Annotated in this window: 16 protein-coding genes and 1 riboswitch; of the genes, 5 read left to right on the top strand and 11 right to left on the bottom strand. The window is 59.3% G+C overall.

The annotated features are described in order from the left end of the window. On the bottom strand, positions 1–723 hold a 723-nt coding region (locus tag BG52_RS07390; protein ID WP_223298939.1), incomplete at its 3' end, for a ThiF family adenylyltransferase. Continuing rightward, entirely contained in the window at positions 716–2,476 is a 1,761-nt protein-coding gene (gene thiC / locus BG52_RS07385) for a phosphomethylpyrimidine synthase ThiC (protein ID WP_036667044.1), read from the bottom strand. The genes BG52_RS07390 and thiC, both read right to left, overlap by 8 nt. Positions 2,477–2,749: 273 nt before the next feature. Continuing rightward, positions 2,750–2,855, bottom strand: a riboswitch (TPP riboswitch). A gap of 158 nt (positions 2,856–3,013) precedes the next feature. On the opposite strand from thiC, the gene asd reads away from it, so the two are divergent. After that, complete coding sequence (gene asd, locus BG52_RS07375) at positions 3,014–3,805, top strand: archaetidylserine decarboxylase (RefSeq protein ID WP_036586203.1); 792 nt, start codon at positions 3,014–3,016, stop codon at positions 3,803–3,805. A 330-nt stretch (positions 3,806–4,135) separates the two neighbouring features. Here the strand turns inward: asd and BG52_RS07370 are convergent, their stop codons facing one another. After that, a complete protein-coding gene (locus BG52_RS07370) occupies positions 4,136–4,921 on the bottom strand; it encodes an AraC family transcriptional regulator (protein WP_036586204.1) in 786 nt (261 codons plus the stop codon). Positions 4,922–5,132: 211 nt separating this feature from the next. Between BG52_RS07370 and BG52_RS07365 the strand changes: the two genes are divergently transcribed. Then, a complete protein-coding gene (locus BG52_RS07365; RefSeq protein WP_036586205.1) occupies positions 5,133–6,443 on the top strand; it encodes an aminotransferase class I/II-fold pyridoxal phosphate-dependent enzyme in 1,311 nt (436 codons plus the stop codon). Positions 6,444–6,532: 89 nt separating this feature from the next. Here BG52_RS07365 and BG52_RS07360 read toward each other — a convergent pair whose 3' ends face one another. The 5 genes from BG52_RS07360 to BG52_RS07340 all read right to left on the bottom strand — a co-directional run bounded on the left by BG52_RS07360 (position 6,533) and on the right by BG52_RS07340 (position 12,543). After that, positions 6,533–7,780 carry an ABC transporter permease gene (locus BG52_RS07360; protein WP_036667041.1) on the bottom strand — a complete coding sequence of 416 codons (1,248 nt, stop codon included), beginning with the start codon at positions 7,778–7,780 and terminating at the stop codon, positions 6,533–6,535. Further along, complete coding sequence (locus BG52_RS07355) at positions 7,764–8,543, bottom strand: ABC transporter ATP-binding protein (RefSeq protein WP_036667040.1); 780 nt, start codon at positions 8,541–8,543, stop codon at positions 7,764–7,766. Before BG52_RS07355 ends, BG52_RS07360 begins: the two co-directional genes overlap by 17 nt. Before the next feature lie 172 nt (positions 8,544–8,715). Further along, positions 8,716–9,948 carry an S-layer homology domain-containing protein gene (locus BG52_RS07350; RefSeq protein ID WP_036582176.1) on the bottom strand — a complete coding sequence of 411 codons (1,233 nt, stop codon included), beginning with the start codon at positions 9,946–9,948 and terminating at the stop codon, positions 8,716–8,718. A 218-nt stretch (positions 9,949–10,166) separates the two neighbouring features. Continuing rightward, positions 10,167–11,723, bottom strand: coding sequence for a DEAD/DEAH box helicase (locus tag BG52_RS07345; protein WP_036582174.1), 1,557 nt, complete (start codon positions 11,721–11,723; stop codon positions 10,167–10,169). A gap of 28 nt (positions 11,724–11,751) precedes the next feature. Further along, positions 11,752–12,543, bottom strand: coding sequence for an SDR family NAD(P)-dependent oxidoreductase (locus BG52_RS07340; protein ID WP_223298938.1), 792 nt, complete (start codon positions 12,541–12,543; stop codon positions 11,752–11,754). A 223-nt stretch (positions 12,544–12,766) separates the two neighbouring features. Between BG52_RS07340 and BG52_RS07335 the strand changes: the two genes are divergently transcribed. Further along, positions 12,767–13,381: a hypothetical protein gene (locus BG52_RS07335; protein ID WP_036582172.1), complete on the top strand. Its 615-nt coding sequence runs from the start codon at positions 12,767–12,769 to the stop codon at positions 13,379–13,381. A 79-nt stretch (positions 13,382–13,460) separates the two neighbouring features. On the opposite strand, the gene BG52_RS07330 is transcribed toward BG52_RS07335, so the two are convergent. Further along, a complete protein-coding gene (locus BG52_RS07330) occupies positions 13,461–14,453 on the bottom strand; it encodes an HRDC domain-containing protein (RefSeq protein ID WP_036582171.1) in 993 nt (330 codons plus the stop codon). Between the two features lie 407 nt (positions 14,454–14,860). On the opposite strand from BG52_RS07330, the gene BG52_RS07320 reads away from it, so the two are divergent. Next, on the top strand, positions 14,861–15,154 hold the full coding sequence (locus BG52_RS07320) for a DUF3055 domain-containing protein (RefSeq protein ID WP_190287490.1): 294 nt from the start codon (positions 14,861–14,863) through the stop codon (positions 15,152–15,154). 47 nt (positions 15,155–15,201) lie between these two features. Next, the gene (locus tag BG52_RS07315) at positions 15,202–15,471 is read left to right on the top strand and encodes a hypothetical protein (RefSeq protein WP_036582169.1); all 270 of its coding nucleotides are present in this window, start codon (positions 15,202–15,204) and stop codon (positions 15,469–15,471) included. Positions 15,472–15,553: 82 nt separating this feature from the next. On the opposite strand, the gene gloA2 is transcribed toward BG52_RS07315, so the two are convergent. Both gloA2 and BG52_RS07305 read right to left on the bottom strand, forming a co-directional pair. Further along, positions 15,554–15,940 (bottom strand): SMU1112c/YaeR family gloxylase I-like metalloprotein, encoded by a 387-nt coding sequence (gene gloA2 / locus BG52_RS07310; RefSeq protein WP_036582168.1) that lies wholly within the window; start codon positions 15,938–15,940, stop codon positions 15,554–15,556. A 105-nt stretch (positions 15,941–16,045) separates the two neighbouring features. Beyond that, the coding region (locus BG52_RS07305) for an EamA family transporter (protein WP_081793667.1) at positions 16,046–16,793 on the bottom strand (748 nt) is incomplete at its 5' end.

The raw sequence follows: 16,793 nt of genomic DNA, 5'->3' as shown, positions 1-16,793 counted from the left end.
TTCACCCGCCTGAAGGGCCGCAATAAGCTCGACCGCCGGCGAGATCACGCCGGCCGTGTCGCACGTCGCGCCGTCGCCCCCTGCGTCCTCTCCGCCGATCAAGCAGCGCAGGCATGCCGTCTCGCCGGGCACGAACGTCGCGCTCATTCCCTGTGCGCCCGTCACCCCGCCGTACAGAAACGGAATGCCTTGACTGTAGCAGGCGTCGTTCAACGCAAGCCTGGCCGCCGCATTGTCCGTACCGTCAAGCACGAGCTCGACGCCCGCCGCCAGAGCTGCGGCTTCCTGCCGACCGACGTCGGTGACATGCTCCTCGATCGTCACGGCGCTGTTGATGCCGCGCAGCCGACGGGCCGCCGCGACCGCTTTCGGCAACGCCCGCCGCGCATCCTCCTCGTCGAAAAGCACCTGACGCTGCAGGTTGCTCGGCTCGACGTAGTCGCGGTCCGCCAGCCGGACCAGACCGACGCCGGCGCGCACCATATGCTGGGCAAGCGACGCGCCGAGCGCGCCGGCGCCCACAATAAGCACCGCGGCCTCGCCCAGCCGGCGCTGGCCGCCTTCGCCGATCGGCGCGAACCGGATTTGGCGCGAGTAGCGATCGCTCCAGCCGGCATCGTTCCCCGTTCCCGCTCCCGCTACCGCCGGAGCCGCCGCAGCGGCAGCTCCCTTTTCTGCAGCCGGTCCTTCCATTCTTGCAGCCCCGGCTGAGGCATCACGCATAGATTTTGCCGCCTCCGGCCTTGAATGATTTAGACTGCTCTTCCATCCCCGCTGCAATTGCTTCTTCCGTGTCAAGGCCGTTCTTTTCCGCGTAGTCGCGAATGTCCTGCGTAATCCGCATGCTGCAAAACTTCGGTCCGCACATCGAGCAGAAATGCGCCGATTTCGCCGCTTCTGCCGGCAGCGTCTCGTCGTGGTAGGACATCGCCCGCTCCGGATCGAGCGACAGGTGGAACTGGGCCTCAGCTGGCGACCCCAACCTGGCCTTGGACAGCGCATCGTCACGCAGACGCGCGCGCGGATGCCCTTTGGCGAGATCGGCCGCGTGGGCCGCGATTTTGTAGGCGATCACGCCGTCCTTGACGTCCTCCTTATTCGGCAGGCCAAGGTGCTCCTTCGGCGTCACATAGCAGAGCATCGCGGTCCCGAACCAGCCGATCATCGCGGCGCCGATCGCCGACGTAATATGGTCGTAGCCCGGCGCAATATCGGTTGTGAGCGGTCCGAGCGTATAGAACGGCGCTTCGCCGCATACCTCCATCTGGCGGTCGACGTTTTCCTTGATCAGGTGCATCGGCACATGTCCCGGTCCTTCGATCATGACCTGCACATCGTGCTTCCACGCGATTTGCGTCAGCTCGCCGAGCGTATCGAGCTCCGCAAACTGCGCCTCGTCGTTCGCATCGGCGATCGAGCCCGGACGCAGACCGTCGCCCAGCGAGAACGTTACGTCGTAGGCTTTCATAATTTCGCATATTTCTTCAAAATGCGTATACAGGAAGTTTTCCTTGTGATGCGCCAGACACCAGGCCGCCATGATCGAGCCGCCGCGCGAGACGATGCCGGTCACCCTTTTGGCCGTAAGCGGCACGTAACGGAGCAGCACGCCCGCATGGATCGTAAAATAGTCGACGCCCTGCTCGGCCTGCTCAATCAGCGTATCGCGGAAAACCTCCCAAGTCAGATCCTCCGCCACGCCGTTTACCTTTTCCAGCGCCTGGTAGATCGGCACGGTGCCGACCGGCACGGGGGAATTGCGGATGATCCACTCGCGCGTCGTGTGGATGTTGCGTCCGGTGGACAGATCCATGATCGTATCCGCGCCCCAGCGGGTCGCCCACGTCATTTTCTCGACCTCTTCCTCGATCGAGGAGGCAACCGCCGAATTGCCGATATTAGCGTTAATTTTCACATGAAAATGCCGTCCGATGATCATTGGCTCGCTCTCGGGGTGGTTGACGTTCGCCGGAATGACCGCGCGGCCCGCCGCCACCTCGGCGCGTACGAATTCAGGGTCCATGCCTTCGCGCACGGCGATGAACTGCATCTCAGGCGTGACGATGCCTTTGCGGGCATAGTGCAGCTGCGACACATTGCTGCCGGCTTTCGCGCGCAGCGGCTGCCGGTCCAGTCCCGGGAACGTTTCGGCGCCCATCTCCTCCGCCTTCTCCGACGACCGGAAGCCGTTATCCTCCGGACGAAGCGTTCTTCCCGCGTAGGTCTCGGTGTCCTTCCGCTCGGCAATCCAGCCGTCGCGCAGACCTGGCAGCCCTTTGCGGATGTCCGCTTGGTAAGAAGGATCGGTATAGGGACCGCTTGCATCATAAACGAGCACCGGCTCGTTCGGAATTTCCTCGCCGCGCACCGAACTCGGCTCAAGCGCGATTTCGCGCATCGGAACACGCACATCGTTGCGCGGTCCGTTCACGTACGTTTTCCGGCTGCCCGGCAATGGAGTCGTTAAAATGGACATTAAAAAACCTCCTAGGATACGAATAGTTATCCACTAGGAGGCAAGTGAGAGACGCGGGGCCGCGCACCGGACACGTATGACCGCATCAGCGGTATCGCGGTCCGGCACGCCGCCTTGCAAGGCCGCACCCGCCGAGAAACCGGCGTCCCGCGTCACAAGGACGCAAAAAAGCCGCTTCGGCGAGGAAGCGGCTGAAACATGCGACGGCGGCGACCGAACGGCTTCCTCGCGGATTGCTCCGCGCCGAACCGAACGGCTGCGTGAAACGAAAGCCCGGGCATATTCCCACTTTCCTACGCTGGTATAACCCAGATCAGGTTCAAAGGGACCAAGGCGTTTCGCCTTATCTCAGCCCGTGGAGGCGCCCCTAGTGGATACTTACTTTAACTATAAACTTGCCGGTCCGTTGTTGTCAACCCTTGATGAGCCGGGAACCGCTTCCGTCTATTGATTTGTCCCCCCGGTTGTGTCACACTAATGCGAGATAAATCTGCGTTCCGCAAGGTTAGAAACGAGAGAGGACGTGAGCAAAATCGCATGACCAGATGGTTGCTGCGGTCGATGACCGAGCTTGGCTCGCGCAAGTGGATTTCGCGATTAACCGGACGATTCGCCCAATCCCCCGCCAGCCGCCGGCTCATTCCGCGATTCGCCAGAATGTATGGGATAGCGGTGCAAGAAGCGGAGAAACAACTGCATGAATACGGCAGCCTGAATGAATTTTTCACACGGCGGCTGAAACCCGGCATGAGAACGATTGACCCTGCGCAGGATGCGATCGTCAGTCCAGTGGACGCGCTCATTACGGGTGCGGGACCGGTCAACGCCGGCACGATTCTCAACATCAAGGGACAGGATTATACGGTCGAGGAGCTGCTCGCGCATTCCCCCCGCACCGAAAATTATAAAAACGGTTTCTGCATCGTGCTCTATCTGAGCCCGACCGATTATCACCGGATTCACGCGCCAGTCGACGGCGTCGTCGTGGAACGGGAGCACGTCCCAGGCCGGGTGTATCCGGTCAACGATTTCGGGCTGCGCCACATGCCGCGCGTCCTAAGCCGCAACGAGCGATTGATCACGTACATCCGCCACAAGAACGTGGAGGTCGCGGTCGTCAAGGTCGGCGCCATGAACGTCAGCAGCATCCGCTACGTCGAACCGCTGTCCGACCGGACGGAGCGTGGCGGCGAGCTTGCCTATTTCGAATTCGGTTCGACCGTCGTCCTGCTGATGGAGGACGAGTCGTTCACGCTGCGCGGGGACCTGATGCCCGGCTCGAAGGTGCAGATGGGCGAGGCGCTCGGCATATTGAAGACAGGCGGCTGACCGTGTGCTGCGGGTGCCGCTTTGATGACCGCAGCGTAGTCAAGAGTCTTTGTTGTTAATCACAGCTTCATATATTTCATACGAAAAAGCCGGTACCCGCTCAATTGAGCGAATACCGGCTTGTCCTGTCCGTATCTATTGACGTTTGCCGTCAGTCGTTGCCTCGTGATTGACCGCCCATCCGTCCTGCTTCCTCACGGCTCATTTTACGATCGTTGCTTGCCATTTCGGATCACACCTTTGGGGTTAGTCGGTGCCGCTAGGCACATTTCTCAATTTACCACGAATCGGCGGATTAAAAAGTCAGGTAGCAAGCAAACCGGCGCTTGTTCAGCGGATCTCCGAAGGGCTCTTGCCCGTGTACTGCTTGAACTGCCGGCTGAAGAAAAATATATCGCGGTAGCCGAGCGCGTCCGCTACTTCGGTCACGTTCATACCCGCATGCATCAGCAGATGCTGCGCCCGCTCGATGCGGGTGCGGATCATATAGGATTGGACCGACAATCCGGTCATCTCCTTGAACTTGATCGAAAAATAACGCGGCGACAGCTGCGCGCGCTGCGCCAAATCCTCAACCCTGTGGGGCATGCCCGGATTCTGCTTGATATAGTTGGCGATCTCATGAATCGCTTCGGTCAACTGGTTACTGCCCCTACGCTCCACGGGACTTTCCATGTCCGCGCGCAGCAGGTGGATGAGCAGCAGCTTTAAAACAAGTCGCGCCTCCTCCTCGGCTGCGAATGTTTTTACAAGAAACATCCGCACATACCGGGACAGCAGGTGCTCGAACTCGACGGTTTCCTGCAGCACGCGGTACGGCTCCGGCTCCACCCGGACCTCTTCCTTCACGTCGAAGTGAATATAGGTCAGCACCAGCGGCTTCTGCGGATTATGCGTGGCGCTCGTATGATCGCCTGGCCGGAACAGAAAGCAGCTTCCCTTGCCGACCTCGTAGGGCCGTTCGTTGAGGCGAACCTCTCCCTCTCCGCTCCATACATAGAAAAGGTCGTAATTGGCCATCGGTTTTTCGCGCTTCTGCCACTTCCAGTTCGGCTCGCAAACGATTTTGGCCAGGGCCGGCAACAGCACCAGCGATGACGGGGAAATATGCAGCATAGGGGCGCTCCTTCTTCATCGTGACGATTGGCAACGGTTGCCCGTTGATGTCATGATACAACGTCGGGAAAAGGCGCGCAACCTTGAAAAACGGCAAAAAAATGTTGGCATGACATGGAACTCGCCCCGCAAGAAGTGTTATAATAGTCGCCAAACGGTTTCACGCGCGAAACCTGAACGACATGATTTTTGGAAGGATGAGAATACGCCCATGAATCCACTCGCCCAGCAGTTGAACGACACGATCGAACGGGAGAACGCTAACGTTTACGCGGTGCTTTCCGGCCTTGGGAAAGCGATCTATTTTCCGAAGGTGGGCATCCTCAGCCAATCGGCCGAAGCGAAAGCAAAGGCGAAGAAATTCAATGCGACAATCGGCATCGCGCTCGAGAACGGGCAGCCGATGCATCTGAAGGTCATTCAGGATACGCTTTCCGCTTACGAGCCGAAGGATTTGTACGAATATGCCCCGCCGGCGGGCAAGCCTGAGCTCCGGACCGCATGGCGCGCCAAAATGATCGAGGAGAATCCCTCGCTGGAGAGCAAATCGTTCGGCAATCCGATCGTCACCAACGCCCTGACGCACGGTCTGAGCATCGTCGCCGATCTGTTCGCGGACACCGGAGACGCCGTCATCATTCCGAACAAAAACTGGGAGAACTACGAGCTGACCTTCGGTATCCGCCGCGGCGCCGAGATGGTCGAATATCCGCTTTACAATGAGGCGAACCGGTTCAACAGCGCCGGTCTTCGCGAAGCGCTGCTCGCACAGAAGGGCAAAGGCAAAGCAATCGTTCTGCTGAACTTCCCGAACAACCCGACCGGCTACACGCCCGGCCCTCAAGAGGGCGACGAGATCGTTGCCGTTATCAAGGAAGCAGCCGAGGCCGGCATCAACGTGGTAGCCGTAACCGACGACGCTTACTTCGGACTGTTCTTTGAAGACTCGATGCATGAATCGCTGTTCGGCAAGCTGGTCGATCTCCATCCGCGCGTCCTGGCGGTAAAGATCGACGGCGCGACCAAGGAGGAATACGTATGGGGCTTCCGCGTCGGCTTCATTACCTACGCTTCGCCATCGGCGGATCTGCTGAGTGCGCTCGAGCAGAAGACGCTCGGCATCATTCGCGCCACGATCTCGAGCGGTCCCCATCCATCGCAGACGTTTGTGCTGCGCGGAATCAAATCTCCCGAGTTCACTGCTCAGAAGGAAGAGAAATACACTATCATGAAACGCCGCGCGAACCGCGTGAAGCAGCTGCTTGACAGCGGCCGTTACGGCGATATTTGGGAATATTACCCGTTCAACTCCGGTTATTTCATGTGCCTGAAGCTCAAGACGGCCGATGCCGAGACGGTTCGCACGCACCTGCTGAACACATACGGCATCGGTACGATCGCCCTTGGGGAAACCGACCTGCGCGTCGCGTTCTCGTGCATCGAGGAGCTGAATCTGGAGGAGCTTTTCGACTCCATTTACCGCGCGGTACAGGACGTGTCCTCGGCCAAATCCGGCGTATAGCCCATCGAGGATTAGCTGCTGCGATACAAACAACCCCTTCATCGCTTCAAGCAGTGCGAAAGGGGTTGTTTGTGTTTGGCCGTCGGCGCTCAGTCGCCGTTTCGTTCCTTCGCCAGCTTCCGCTTGAAGCTGCCCGGACGCAGCAGCAGCGCATAAACCGGGTATGCAAGCAGGGCCGCTCCCACTTGTGCGTATTTGCCGGCCGGAGCTAGCGTCGCCGCTACGGACAGCCATACCAGCAAAGACGATCCGGCAAGCACCCATCTGACGACGGCCAGCAGCGAAGCTTCCCTCTGGCTTTCCGGAAGCGGATAGACATGGCGCCAGACGGAATGGCGGTGCGCCTGACTCAGCGCACCGAGCTGAACGCCTGTCAGGAGAATGAACCCCAAACCCGCCGCTACGGCTCCCCAGCCGCTTAACAGCTCGGCTCGTCCGGTTAAGACGGCAGTCAGCATGCCGAGCAGCGTAAGCCGCAGCACGATGCCTCCGAGCTCGGTTCGAAGCAGCGTTCCGGCATACAGAAAGGTGTAGGCGTTCGACCGCTTGAATTTCAGAGCTGCTGCCGTCCAGGTTAGATAAGAACGACGGGCGACGGCCATGTCTCCGGATACCGGGACATCGATGAACGTGCCGAAAAACCGATACCAGCGCCGACGTATCCCCCACTCCTCTTCAATGAGGCGTTCCCACGGGAATCGGTGCTTCGACGGCAGCCGATAGGCGGCAGCCAGCGCCGCCGCCGCAAGCAGGCCGAACGGCGCCGACTCCCAAAGCGGCTGCGACAGCAGCGCCGCAAGCACAAGGACCGTCGCCGCCCACCGAAGCAGGCGGAAGAGCCGTGCGGCCATCGGCCATGCCATACGCCGCTCGGTCCAGGCGCCCCATGCATTGGCCGCTTTGAACGGTAGGAGCGCAAGCGCGATAAGCGGCCACGCAGCCGGCACGGTCCCTTGCCGATATAGCGGAACGTAAGCCAGGAACACCATCAGCAGAAGCAGACCGGATAGCATTACCCCTGCACGACCGGCGGGTCGAAGCCAGGCCCGCATGCCGCTTTCCCTCGGCATCAAAAACACGGTATCCGCCGAAACAAGATAGCTCCGCAGCGGACTCCAGGCCAGAAAAGGCAGCAGCACCGCCGCCCCTACCTCGGCAATCGGAAAATCGGGCGGCACCCGCCGCAGAAACGCGATATAACCGATCAGCCCGGACATAACCGCTAATGCCACGAAGCCGGGAAACCCGCTTTGCCCCATATACCGCCAATACGGCACCGTCTCCTTCCGCCAAGCATCCGCCCTTTGCCCGCGAATAGCCTCAAGCGACCGGTCCATGGCCGCCTCCGTCGCTGCCGCCTGACGTAACCAGCCGGTAGAACGCTTCCTCCAGCGAGGCGCGTTCCGCTTTTTCGACTCCGGCGCGCTTCTTCACGTCATCCAGCTTTCCTGCCGCAATCAGCCTTCCGCCGTGCAGAACAAGGAAACGGTCGCAATAGGCCTCCACCGTCGACAAAATATGGGAGCTCATGAGAATCGCCGCGCCGGAGCGCTTGACCTCGACAAGCCGCTCCAGCAGCGAGCGAATGCCGAGCGGATCGAGGCCGAGGAAGGGCTCGTCGATCACATAGAGCGGCGGCTCGGGCAGCAGCGCGTTCATAATCATGACTTTCTGCTTCATGCCTTTGGAGAGATGTCCGGCAAAGGCCGATTTTTTCCCCGTCATATGGAATTCATCGAGCAGACCGGCCGCGCGCGGCTCAAATGCTTGTTCCTCCACGCCGTACGCCATGCCGGTCAACCGCATATGCTCCTGTACAGTCAGTTCGTCGAACAGGACCGGCGTTTCCGGCACATAGGCAAAGGAGGCGCGATAGGTATCCGGGTCGTTCGCCAACGTCGTCCCGGCTATCCGAACCTCGCCCGCATGCGGCTTCATCAGGCCGAGAATATGTTTGATCGTTGTGCTTTTTCCCGCGCCGTTCAACCCGATCAGCCCGATCATCTCGCCCGGCATCACGTTGAACGACAGGTCGTGTAACACCGGCCTGCGCGGGCTGTACCCCCCCGTTAATTGCCGCACCTCGAGTATAGGCTGCACGTCCTCACCCCGTTTCTAGTCACCATTATACAAGAGACCCGGCAGGGAAAACAAAGCGTGCGGCAACGGCGAAAGGCCGAACCGGGCACCCGGCGGCAAGCCGAAAATGACGAACCCTCCGGACAGGTGGTCCAGAGGGTTCGATTATAAATGCGATTGTATGGCGGATTTCTTATTTCACTTGAATCGAGCTCACGGTTCCGTTCGCGCCTTTCACCTCGATCGTCTGGCCGACCGTCAATGAGGCGTTGCCCTGGATCGCCACGTCGGCAGCGACGTTATAGATGATAGCCTGCGTGCCGCCGCTTACGGTTTTTGTGATCGACAGCGTGGCCAGCTTGCCTTGCGCGTTAAACGATACGGAGTTGATCACGCCCGTTTCCGTAAACGAAACGGCAGCCGACGCATTTTGCGTGACTTCGATAAAGACGACCTTGCCTTGGAATGTGCGCACCAGCACGGTGTCGTTCGCCTCAAGCGCAGTAACATCCGATTTAATATTGTTGCGGAAAATGAACACATTCGAGTCGAGCGGAAGCGCGACTTCCGTGTTGTCTGCTTTGACGATTGTCATCGCGCCATTGGAAACGACAGCTTTCAGCTTGCCGCTAACGGCTTGCGCATCCTGAGCCTGATCCGGGATTTGGCTGTCCGTCCGGTCAAGCAAGGCCGCCAGCTCGGCGCGCGTTACCGATTGGTTCGGGCGGAATGTTTCATCCTGATAGCCGGTGACGAGACCTTTCTCAACGGCTACTGCGACGTAACCGACAGAGCCTGCCGGTATTTTTTCCGCGTCGCGGAATGCAAGCTCCGTGTTGCTTTTCGCTTTTGCTTCATCGCTCAGCTTCATCGCTTTTACGAGCAGCGTTGCCGCCCACAGACGGTCGGCCGGTTTGTTCGGGTTTACCGTCGTGTCAGTTTCGGCAAACAGGTCGTTCTCCACCGCAACCGCGACATAACCGATCGCCCACTTCGGCAGCTTGTCCGCGTCTTTGAAATTAAGCTTCGTGCTCATTTCCGCAGCCGATTCGGCTTGGGCGCGAAGACCCATCAAGCGGACCGCAGCAACGAGCGCTTCGATGCGGGTAATTTTCTGAAGCGGTTTGAAGCTGCCGTCCTCGTATCCGGTGAACACACCCTTCGAGGCCAGACGCATAATATGCTCAAGCGCCCACTTCAGCTCTTTCTCATCCTTGAACGTCAGATTGATTTCAATCTCGTCGTTATCGTCGTCATCGTTGTCACTATCGTCGTTCCACTTGCCTTTAAAATCGGCTTTATAAATGCGATCGTCCCATTTGTCTTTGTCGCGCCCTTTACCGTCCGCGAATACGGAGGTTGCCCCGCCAAGCAGCATGATTACAGCCAGTGAAGACAGGATTGTTTTTTTGATCGTCTTGTTCATTTGTTTTGCACACTCCCTCAATTGGATGATTGATGCCGATAAGCCCTATGTAAACGCTTGGTCTTACTCACGCTAATAAGGTTCGGCAGCCAGCCGTCGTTTTTTGGGGGTAGTAAGAAAAAAAACGTCCGAAGCCGTGACATTAGTCGCTCGACTTGGGACGATTTCCGTTAATTTCTCACGTTCTAACACGTTTGCTGCCAAGGGCGAGATACGGCTTACTGAGGCTTATCGTCGCGGTCTTCGCGCTTCGCCTTCAGCCACTTCGGCGCGCCTTTGTCCTTGCGCGCACGCTCACGGGCGGCCTTCGATTTTTTGTCGGCTTTCGCGCCGCCGGTCGCTGCGGCGGATACACCGGCAGCCGGTTTGCCAGCGCGCGGATTAGCCGTCGCGCCTCTTCCGGTTCCCGACGCGGATGCGTCCGCACCTGCGCCTGTGCCGCCATTCTGCGGCGGCCGAGAAGAAATGCCGGCTCCGCGCCGCAACGACGAACCCGCTTCTCCAACTGCACGCCGCGCCGGCCGATCTGCTTCTCCGGCAGCACCGCCGGAGCGCGACAGTCCGGATCTCGCCGGTATGCTTCTGCCGGAGGCCGCTTGCCCGCTGCCGTTACTGCCTCCGGCTCCCCGTCGCCGGAACTCGTCGAGCGGCAGCAGCTTGCCCCCAAACAATACGCGCTCCTCCAGCTCTATGCCTAACTTCTTCGCCAGCTTCACAAGCGGCGCTACCTCGCGCGGCGCGGCCAGCGTCACGACCAGCCCTGCGCGGCCCATTCGTCCCGTTCGCCCGGCCCGGTGCACGTACCGTTCGGCTTCATCCGGCGCGTCCACATTCACTACAAGCGGCAGCGCATGAATGTCGATGCCGCGTGCGGCGACATCGGTCGCCAGCAGCAGCTCGCAGCGTCCGTCGCGGAAACGATCCAGCGTCTGCGAACGCTTAAGCTTGTCGGCATCGCCGTAAAGCGAGCCGGCGGAGAAGCCCTCGAACCCGAATCTCGACTCCCAGTGGGCGATTTGGTCCGTATCGTTGTGAAAGATCAAAGCCGAAGACGGCTTCAGCGCATGGATCAGCTTTTTCGCCGATTCGAATTTGTCGCGCACGTCGCTGACAATATAAACATGCTTGATCGACGCGGCCACCCGCTCGGCTTGCGCTACATCAATACGCTCGGGATCCGCCATCCAACGGCCGGCCAAACGCTCCATTGCTGCCGGAAGCGTCGCGCTGAAAAAGGCCAGCCTGCGGTCGTCGCCGACCGAGCCGAGGATCGCCTCCAGCTCAGCAGTCGAGCCGAGCTCGAACATTTGGTCCGCTTCGTCTACCACAACGAACGAAACCCGGTTCAGCTTCAGCTTGCGCAGCTTCATCAGCTCGTTCACCCGGCCGGGCGTGCCGATGACGAGCTGCGGCTTCAGCCTCAACCGCTCGATCTGACGCTTGACGGCCGCCCCGCCGATCAGTTGCTGTACGCGAATGCCGCATGCTTCGGCGTAGATTTCCGCCACACGGACGATCTGCATGGCCAGCTCTTGCGTCGGTGCCAGCACGATCGCCTGCACTTCCGACCGGTCCGGATCGATCCGTTCCAGTATCGGCAGCAGAAATGCCAGCGTCTTACCCGTTCCGGTCTGGGAACGCGCGTAAACGTCGCGTCCACCGAGCAGCGCGGGAATCGCCTTCGCCTGCACCGGCGTCGGCTGTCTGATTTCCTTCTCCTCCAGCTTGTCCAGCAGCGCGGCGCGCAGTCCAAACGATTTCCAGCTCGTATCCATGTAGCGCCTCCTCCGTTCACATCACCTATTATTTCTTATTCAACAGCTTGCCCGTCACACGGTCCGCGAGCCTCGGAAAAAGCTGCACCAGCTTCACGCCCGCCGCCGCTGTGAACGGCATATCAAGCTCCGCCTTGCGCCGGTCGATCACCCGAACAATCGACTTGGCCGCCCGTTCGGGCGTCATCATAAACCAGCTGACGTTCTTCACATACGTGCCGTCCGGATCGGCCTGCTCGAAGAACGGCGTATCGATCGGACCCGGGTTAACGGCCGATACGACGATGCCGGTGCCGTAAAGCTCCGCCCTAAGCGCGTTCGTCAATCCGAGAACCGCATGCTTCGACGCCGTATAACCGGTTGATTTCGGCGTCCCGAGCTTGCCGGCGATCGAAGCGACATTGACGATATGGCCGTCGCCGCGCGCGAGGAAAGACGGCAGCACCATTTTGGTGCAGCGCACGATCCCCATATAGTTGGTGTCCATCATCGCCCCAAAATGACTCACCGGCGCGTCCATGAACCGTTCGAACAAGCCGAAACCGGCATTGTTCAGCAGTACGTCAACCCCGTCGAAATCCGCTAAAATTTGCGCAATGACCGTTTCTACCTGCCCATTGTCCGTCACATCCAGCGTATAAACGCCGTGCCTGCCGGGCAGCTTCGCCGCTGCGGCCTTGAGCTTATCCCCGTTGCGCCCCGTCAGGATCGGCACCGCGCCCGCCGCCGAGAGCAGCCTCGCGGTCTCAGCACCGATGCCGCTGCCCGCCCCGGTAATTAAAATTTTCTTTCCCCTCAGCATCGTTTCATCACCTGTCATCCAGTTTACTTCATATCCTCTCCGTTAAGCAAAACGGCAGATGCCTGCGGCAGTTTCTAGCAGGAAAAGCTCCCTCTAATTTTCTTTCTTAGAGATAAGCGCTGGATATGCCGGAATTTCTCCCTGTAATTCGGTGCATACCCCGTATAGAATCCAAATCATGCCGCACCTGTGTTATTCATTCTACTTCTTTCATAAAGCCGAGTATACCGGGAGGTTACGCTTGCCTAACATCTGGACGCATCTGATCTTCGGCGCGGAGGTACTGGAGCGGGCCGGCGAACGGGAGCTTATCGGCGGACCCGGCGGTCGTCTATGCGCTCGGCTTCGTGCTTCACATACGCTCGACCGCAATGTTCACCCTTACGTGTTCAGCCGGTCCGGCTTCCGTAAATGGGATCATCAGCGCTTCGAGGTAATGATGGATACACTCGTCGTGAGCAGGCGGCTAAGGCTGGAAACGTGGAAGCTGTTCCACGACCCGAGCGGCATCCGCCGCGCGCTAACTCTAAACGATCAAGGCAGACCGTGGTCCGATCCGACGGACGGGACGGCGAAAAGAAGCGACACGTTTGATGATATGTGGCAACACGCATTGACCGAGAGCGTATCAATTATTCTGACAGCGCTGAAGTGGCTCCGCAGCGAAGGGGAGCGCGAAACCTGCACAACCGGCGACAAAACGTCCCGTTCCGCAGCGGTGCGCGCCGAGACGGCCGCTCTCATCGGCAACCGCTCATACGAAACCGGCGACAGCGGCGCCCGCATTCTGTTCGCCGATCCGATCTGGCCGGACGGCCGCGGCGCGCATCCGGACAAAGCGGAACGGTCCGTCTAGAACCGCCTGCCTCGCCCAGTCCGCTCCCCGTCAGCAGGCGTTACAAGCCGCCCGACCGGGCCGCGCCTATAGGCGGCCGCTACATGGCGGCGAGCTGCGCGACGCGTTTCTGCCGCAGCCTCATGAGGCGGAGCCGCTCGTAGAAAGAATCGAGCGGCTTGCCTTTCAGCTCGCTCTCCGAATAAACCTGCATCAGCACCGGCTTCAAATAACGGTCTCCCACCTCCTGAAGGGCACGGCCGATCTTCTGCCGCTCCTCCTCCGGCAACCGCTCCAGTTCACGGTTCAGCAGTGGTGTCATATCGTAGCCCTCCTGATCGAGAAGCTCAATCCGCTCGATCAAATCCCGCCGCTCGATGCCGAGCGTCGACACCAGCTCGTCAAGCCCGCGCCCCTCGCGCACCCCGTTCAGAATATCCCGCTTCGCGCGGTACCTTTCCAGCTCGGCACGGTATTTGTTCTCCTTCTGCTTGAACAGCCACTTCATGTGCGTTTCCGTCCCAAGCGCTTCAGGCACCCACGTCAGCGGAAAGGTCGTGAGGCGCTCAAACTGCGTCGTAACCGCGATGATTTCCGCCGCGTACGCCGCCGATTTATTGCTTCCCCACCCCGGAATCTGCTTCAGCTCTTCTTCCGTATGCGGCACGAAGGCGCTGATCATCCACAGCAGCCGGTTAGTCGACACAAGATAAGCGGCTTTCTTCTCCGCCACCGCTTTACTGCGCCGCCATTCCCTGAGCGCCTCGAACAGCTCTTCCCGGGCATGCAGTTCCCCGTAGCACTGCAGCATCGATACCGTTCCGCCGCCCGCGATCCGTTTTTCCTCGAGCATGCCGTCGAGAACCGGCTCATAGCCCTCTCCCATCGCCACCGCGATACCGTGACGGAACGCCGCGATCATTTCCTCCCATGACGTGCCCTCAAACCAGACGCTCCGCGTCTGCCCGCCCCCGCCCGGCTCCGTCCAAAAAACCGTCCAATGGCCCTGCGTCTCGCCGATCGACACCTGGGCCGCAGCCACCCGGCCTTCATCCGTCCTTTTCTCAAGCGTGTTCACAAATACCAAATGCATCCCTCTGCACCTCCGCAAAATAGTCAAGATCCCCGAACACGACAAAAAGCACCTCTCTCGCGTCAGCGAAAGAGGTGCTCCCTCTAAACGATCCGTATTCGGTTAATCGAATAGTACCATAGGAGCAATTTTTTTACAAGCCTGCTCTTACGCCATCTTTTACGCCATCCTTTTACGCATCCGTTCAAGGCATTTCCTTTACCGTCACCGTGAACGTCTTGACGTCGCCTTCGCCGCCGTTATGATCGTCATCATCCTGGCGTCCCGAGCGGTCATCGTACCTGCGGCCTTGCTTTCCCCTGCCTGTCTTCGACCCCGCTGCGGCCTCTATGACTTGCGGCGCTTTTGCGGATAAGGCCGATTGTGTATAATGAAGCGACAAACGAACGATGCGGAGGAATGCTCTTATGCTGCCTGAATACGATTTCATGTCCGATACGACGGAACAAACGACCACACGCTTTGTCACCTTTATTACGCCTGGTATGAAGCGCTTCGACCTGGCAGTGACGACGACGAACCGTTTTTACGGCAAAAAGCTCGTCACCGATCTGCAATCCGGCAAAACGGCGATCATCGGCGCAGACGATCTCGAAGAGGAAGGCTACCTGGAGCACACGTTCCAGCTGTCGGAAGAGGAAGCGGCCGAGCTGGGGCAATTTCTGTATCTGGTCGTCGGAACGGTGAATTTTACCGACTGATCGGGGAACACTGGTACGGATGTTCATTTCCTCCGGGAGGTGCCGCCGTGGCCGAAGGCTTCATTGAGGAAGAAAGACAAGCGTATACCGATTTCAGCAATGTCGAATCACAGCGCAACGATCTGGTTGCCGAAGAGTTTCCGGAGGGCCCTTACGGGTCCTCGCTTGTGTCCAAGTCGCTGGGAAAAAGCAAACCGTGGCGGATCGACCAGCGTTCCCCTAACCGGTTCGGCTACGAAAACCGCGGTCTGCATGAGACGCGCGAACGGGAATATCCCGGCGATCAAGGGGAACCCGCTGAGATGGACGAGCCTTGACGCTGCCTTTGTAAAAAGGGCCTTCCCCCAAGTCATCCCGGATGACTTAAGGGAAAGCCCTTTTTCGCATGCGCGCATTCACTCATCGCCCGTACAGCTCGATCGGCAGCCCGTCCGGATCGGCGAGAAACGTAAACCTTTTCCCGGTAACGGGATCGATCCGGATCGGTTCTGCCGCGACGCCGGATTCGGCAAGCTCCTGAACCGCCGCGACTACGTCATCCACCTCAAACGCCAAATGGCGCAATCCGGCGGCCTCGGGATAGCTCGCTCTGGCCGGCGGCTCCGGAAACGAGAACAACTCCAATATATAATCGCCGTCCAAAGCCAGGTCAAGCTTGTAGGAATCCCGCTCCCCCCGGTAAATCTCATTCAGCACGGTCAAGCCCAGCACGTCGACGTAAAAAGCCTTCGACCGTCCGTAATCCGAGCATATGACGGCAATATGGTGTACTTTGTTCAGCTTCATGGACAGGCACGTCTCCCTTCGACGCCTTGCAGCGGTTACCGTCTATTCTATCAACATCCCCGCTCCTGCACAAAGAAAGCCTTCCCGCCGCTTACGGCGAAAAGGCTAGCGAAGGCTGGAGCGCCGCTTCTCCAGCTCCGGGAGTGCCACTCCGATCAAAACGAGCACGACGCCCGCCCATTGCAGCAGACTGACAGGCTCCCGCAGAACAATCGAAGAAGCGAGAATGGCGACAGGCAGCTCGAAGGCGCCCAGAATGCTGGCCATTCCTTCTCCGATACGCGGAACCCCGACCGCAAACAGCACCGGCGGGATAAAAGCGCCGAACAGGCCGAGCAGCATGCCGTACAGCAGCAGCTCGCTCCACAGCTTTCCATTAATCAGAAATTCAGGCGGAAACAGAATAAACACAAACATCATCCCCCCGGCGAGCATCCACACGCTGCGGTATGCAGGGCGGATGCCGGGCAACGCTTTACCGCTCAACAAAATAAACAGCGAATAGCTGACGGCGGACAGCAGTCCCAGCACGGTCCCCATCAGCGGCAGCCGGCCGGCTCCTTCCTCCACAATGCCGGCAGCCAGCAGCGTTCCGCCGAACAATACCGCCAGTGAAACCAGTATGAACCCGCCCGGACGTCGTCGTTCGGCGACTGCCTGGATCAGAACCCCGATCCACGTAAATTGAAACAGCAGAATAATAGCGAGAGATGCCGAGACGTAGCGCATCGATTCATAGTATAGCAGCCCCGTTACGGCCGCCGGGATTCCTGCCGCCATCAGCAGCAATCTTTGCTTCCAGACGAGTCTTGCGCCTGAACCGGCTGCCGCAGCCGATGATTCCGGATCGGCT

This window comes from Paenibacillus darwinianus (assembly GCF_000598065.1).
GTDB lineage: Bacteria > Bacillota > Bacilli > Paenibacillales > Paenibacillaceae > Paenibacillus_I > Paenibacillus_I darwinianus.
Note: the sequence above shows the minus strand (reverse complement) of the source record. Positions and strands in the feature narration are given on the sequence as shown.

Coding starts and splice junctions, on each gene's coding strand:
- thiC (WP_036667044.1), bottom strand. CDS start 2,476: ATGTCCATTTTAACGACTCCATTGCCGGGCAGCCGGAAAACGTACGTG.
- asd (WP_036586203.1), top strand. CDS start 3,014: ATGACCAGATGGTTGCTGCGGTCGATGACCGAGCTTGGCTCGCGCAAG.
- BG52_RS07370 (WP_036586204.1), bottom strand. CDS start 4,921: ATGCTGCATATTTCCCCGTCATCGCTGGTGCTGTTGCCGGCCCTGGCC.
- BG52_RS07365 (WP_036586205.1), top strand. CDS start 5,133: ATGAATCCACTCGCCCAGCAGTTGAACGACACGATCGAACGGGAGAAC.
- BG52_RS07360 (WP_036667041.1), bottom strand. CDS start 7,780: ATGGACCGGTCGCTTGAGGCTATTCGCGGGCAAAGGGCGGATGCTTGG.
- BG52_RS07350 (WP_036582176.1), bottom strand. CDS start 9,948: ATGAACAAGACGATCAAAAAAACAATCCTGTCTTCACTGGCTGTAATC.
- BG52_RS07345 (WP_036582174.1), bottom strand. CDS start 11,723: ATGGATACGAGCTGGAAATCGTTTGGACTGCGCGCCGCGCTGCTGGAC.
- BG52_RS07340 (WP_223298938.1), bottom strand. CDS start 12,543: ATGACAGGTGATGAAACGATGCTGAGGGGAAAGAAAATTTTAATTACC.
- BG52_RS07330 (WP_036582171.1), bottom strand. CDS start 14,453: ATGCATTTGGTATTTGTGAACACGCTTGAGAAAAGGACGGATGAAGGC.
- BG52_RS07320 (WP_190287490.1), top strand. CDS start 14,861: ATGCTGCCTGAATACGATTTCATGTCCGATACGACGGAACAAACGACC.
- gloA2 (WP_036582168.1), bottom strand. CDS start 15,940: ATGAAGCTGAACAAAGTACACCATATTGCCGTCATATGCTCGGATTAC.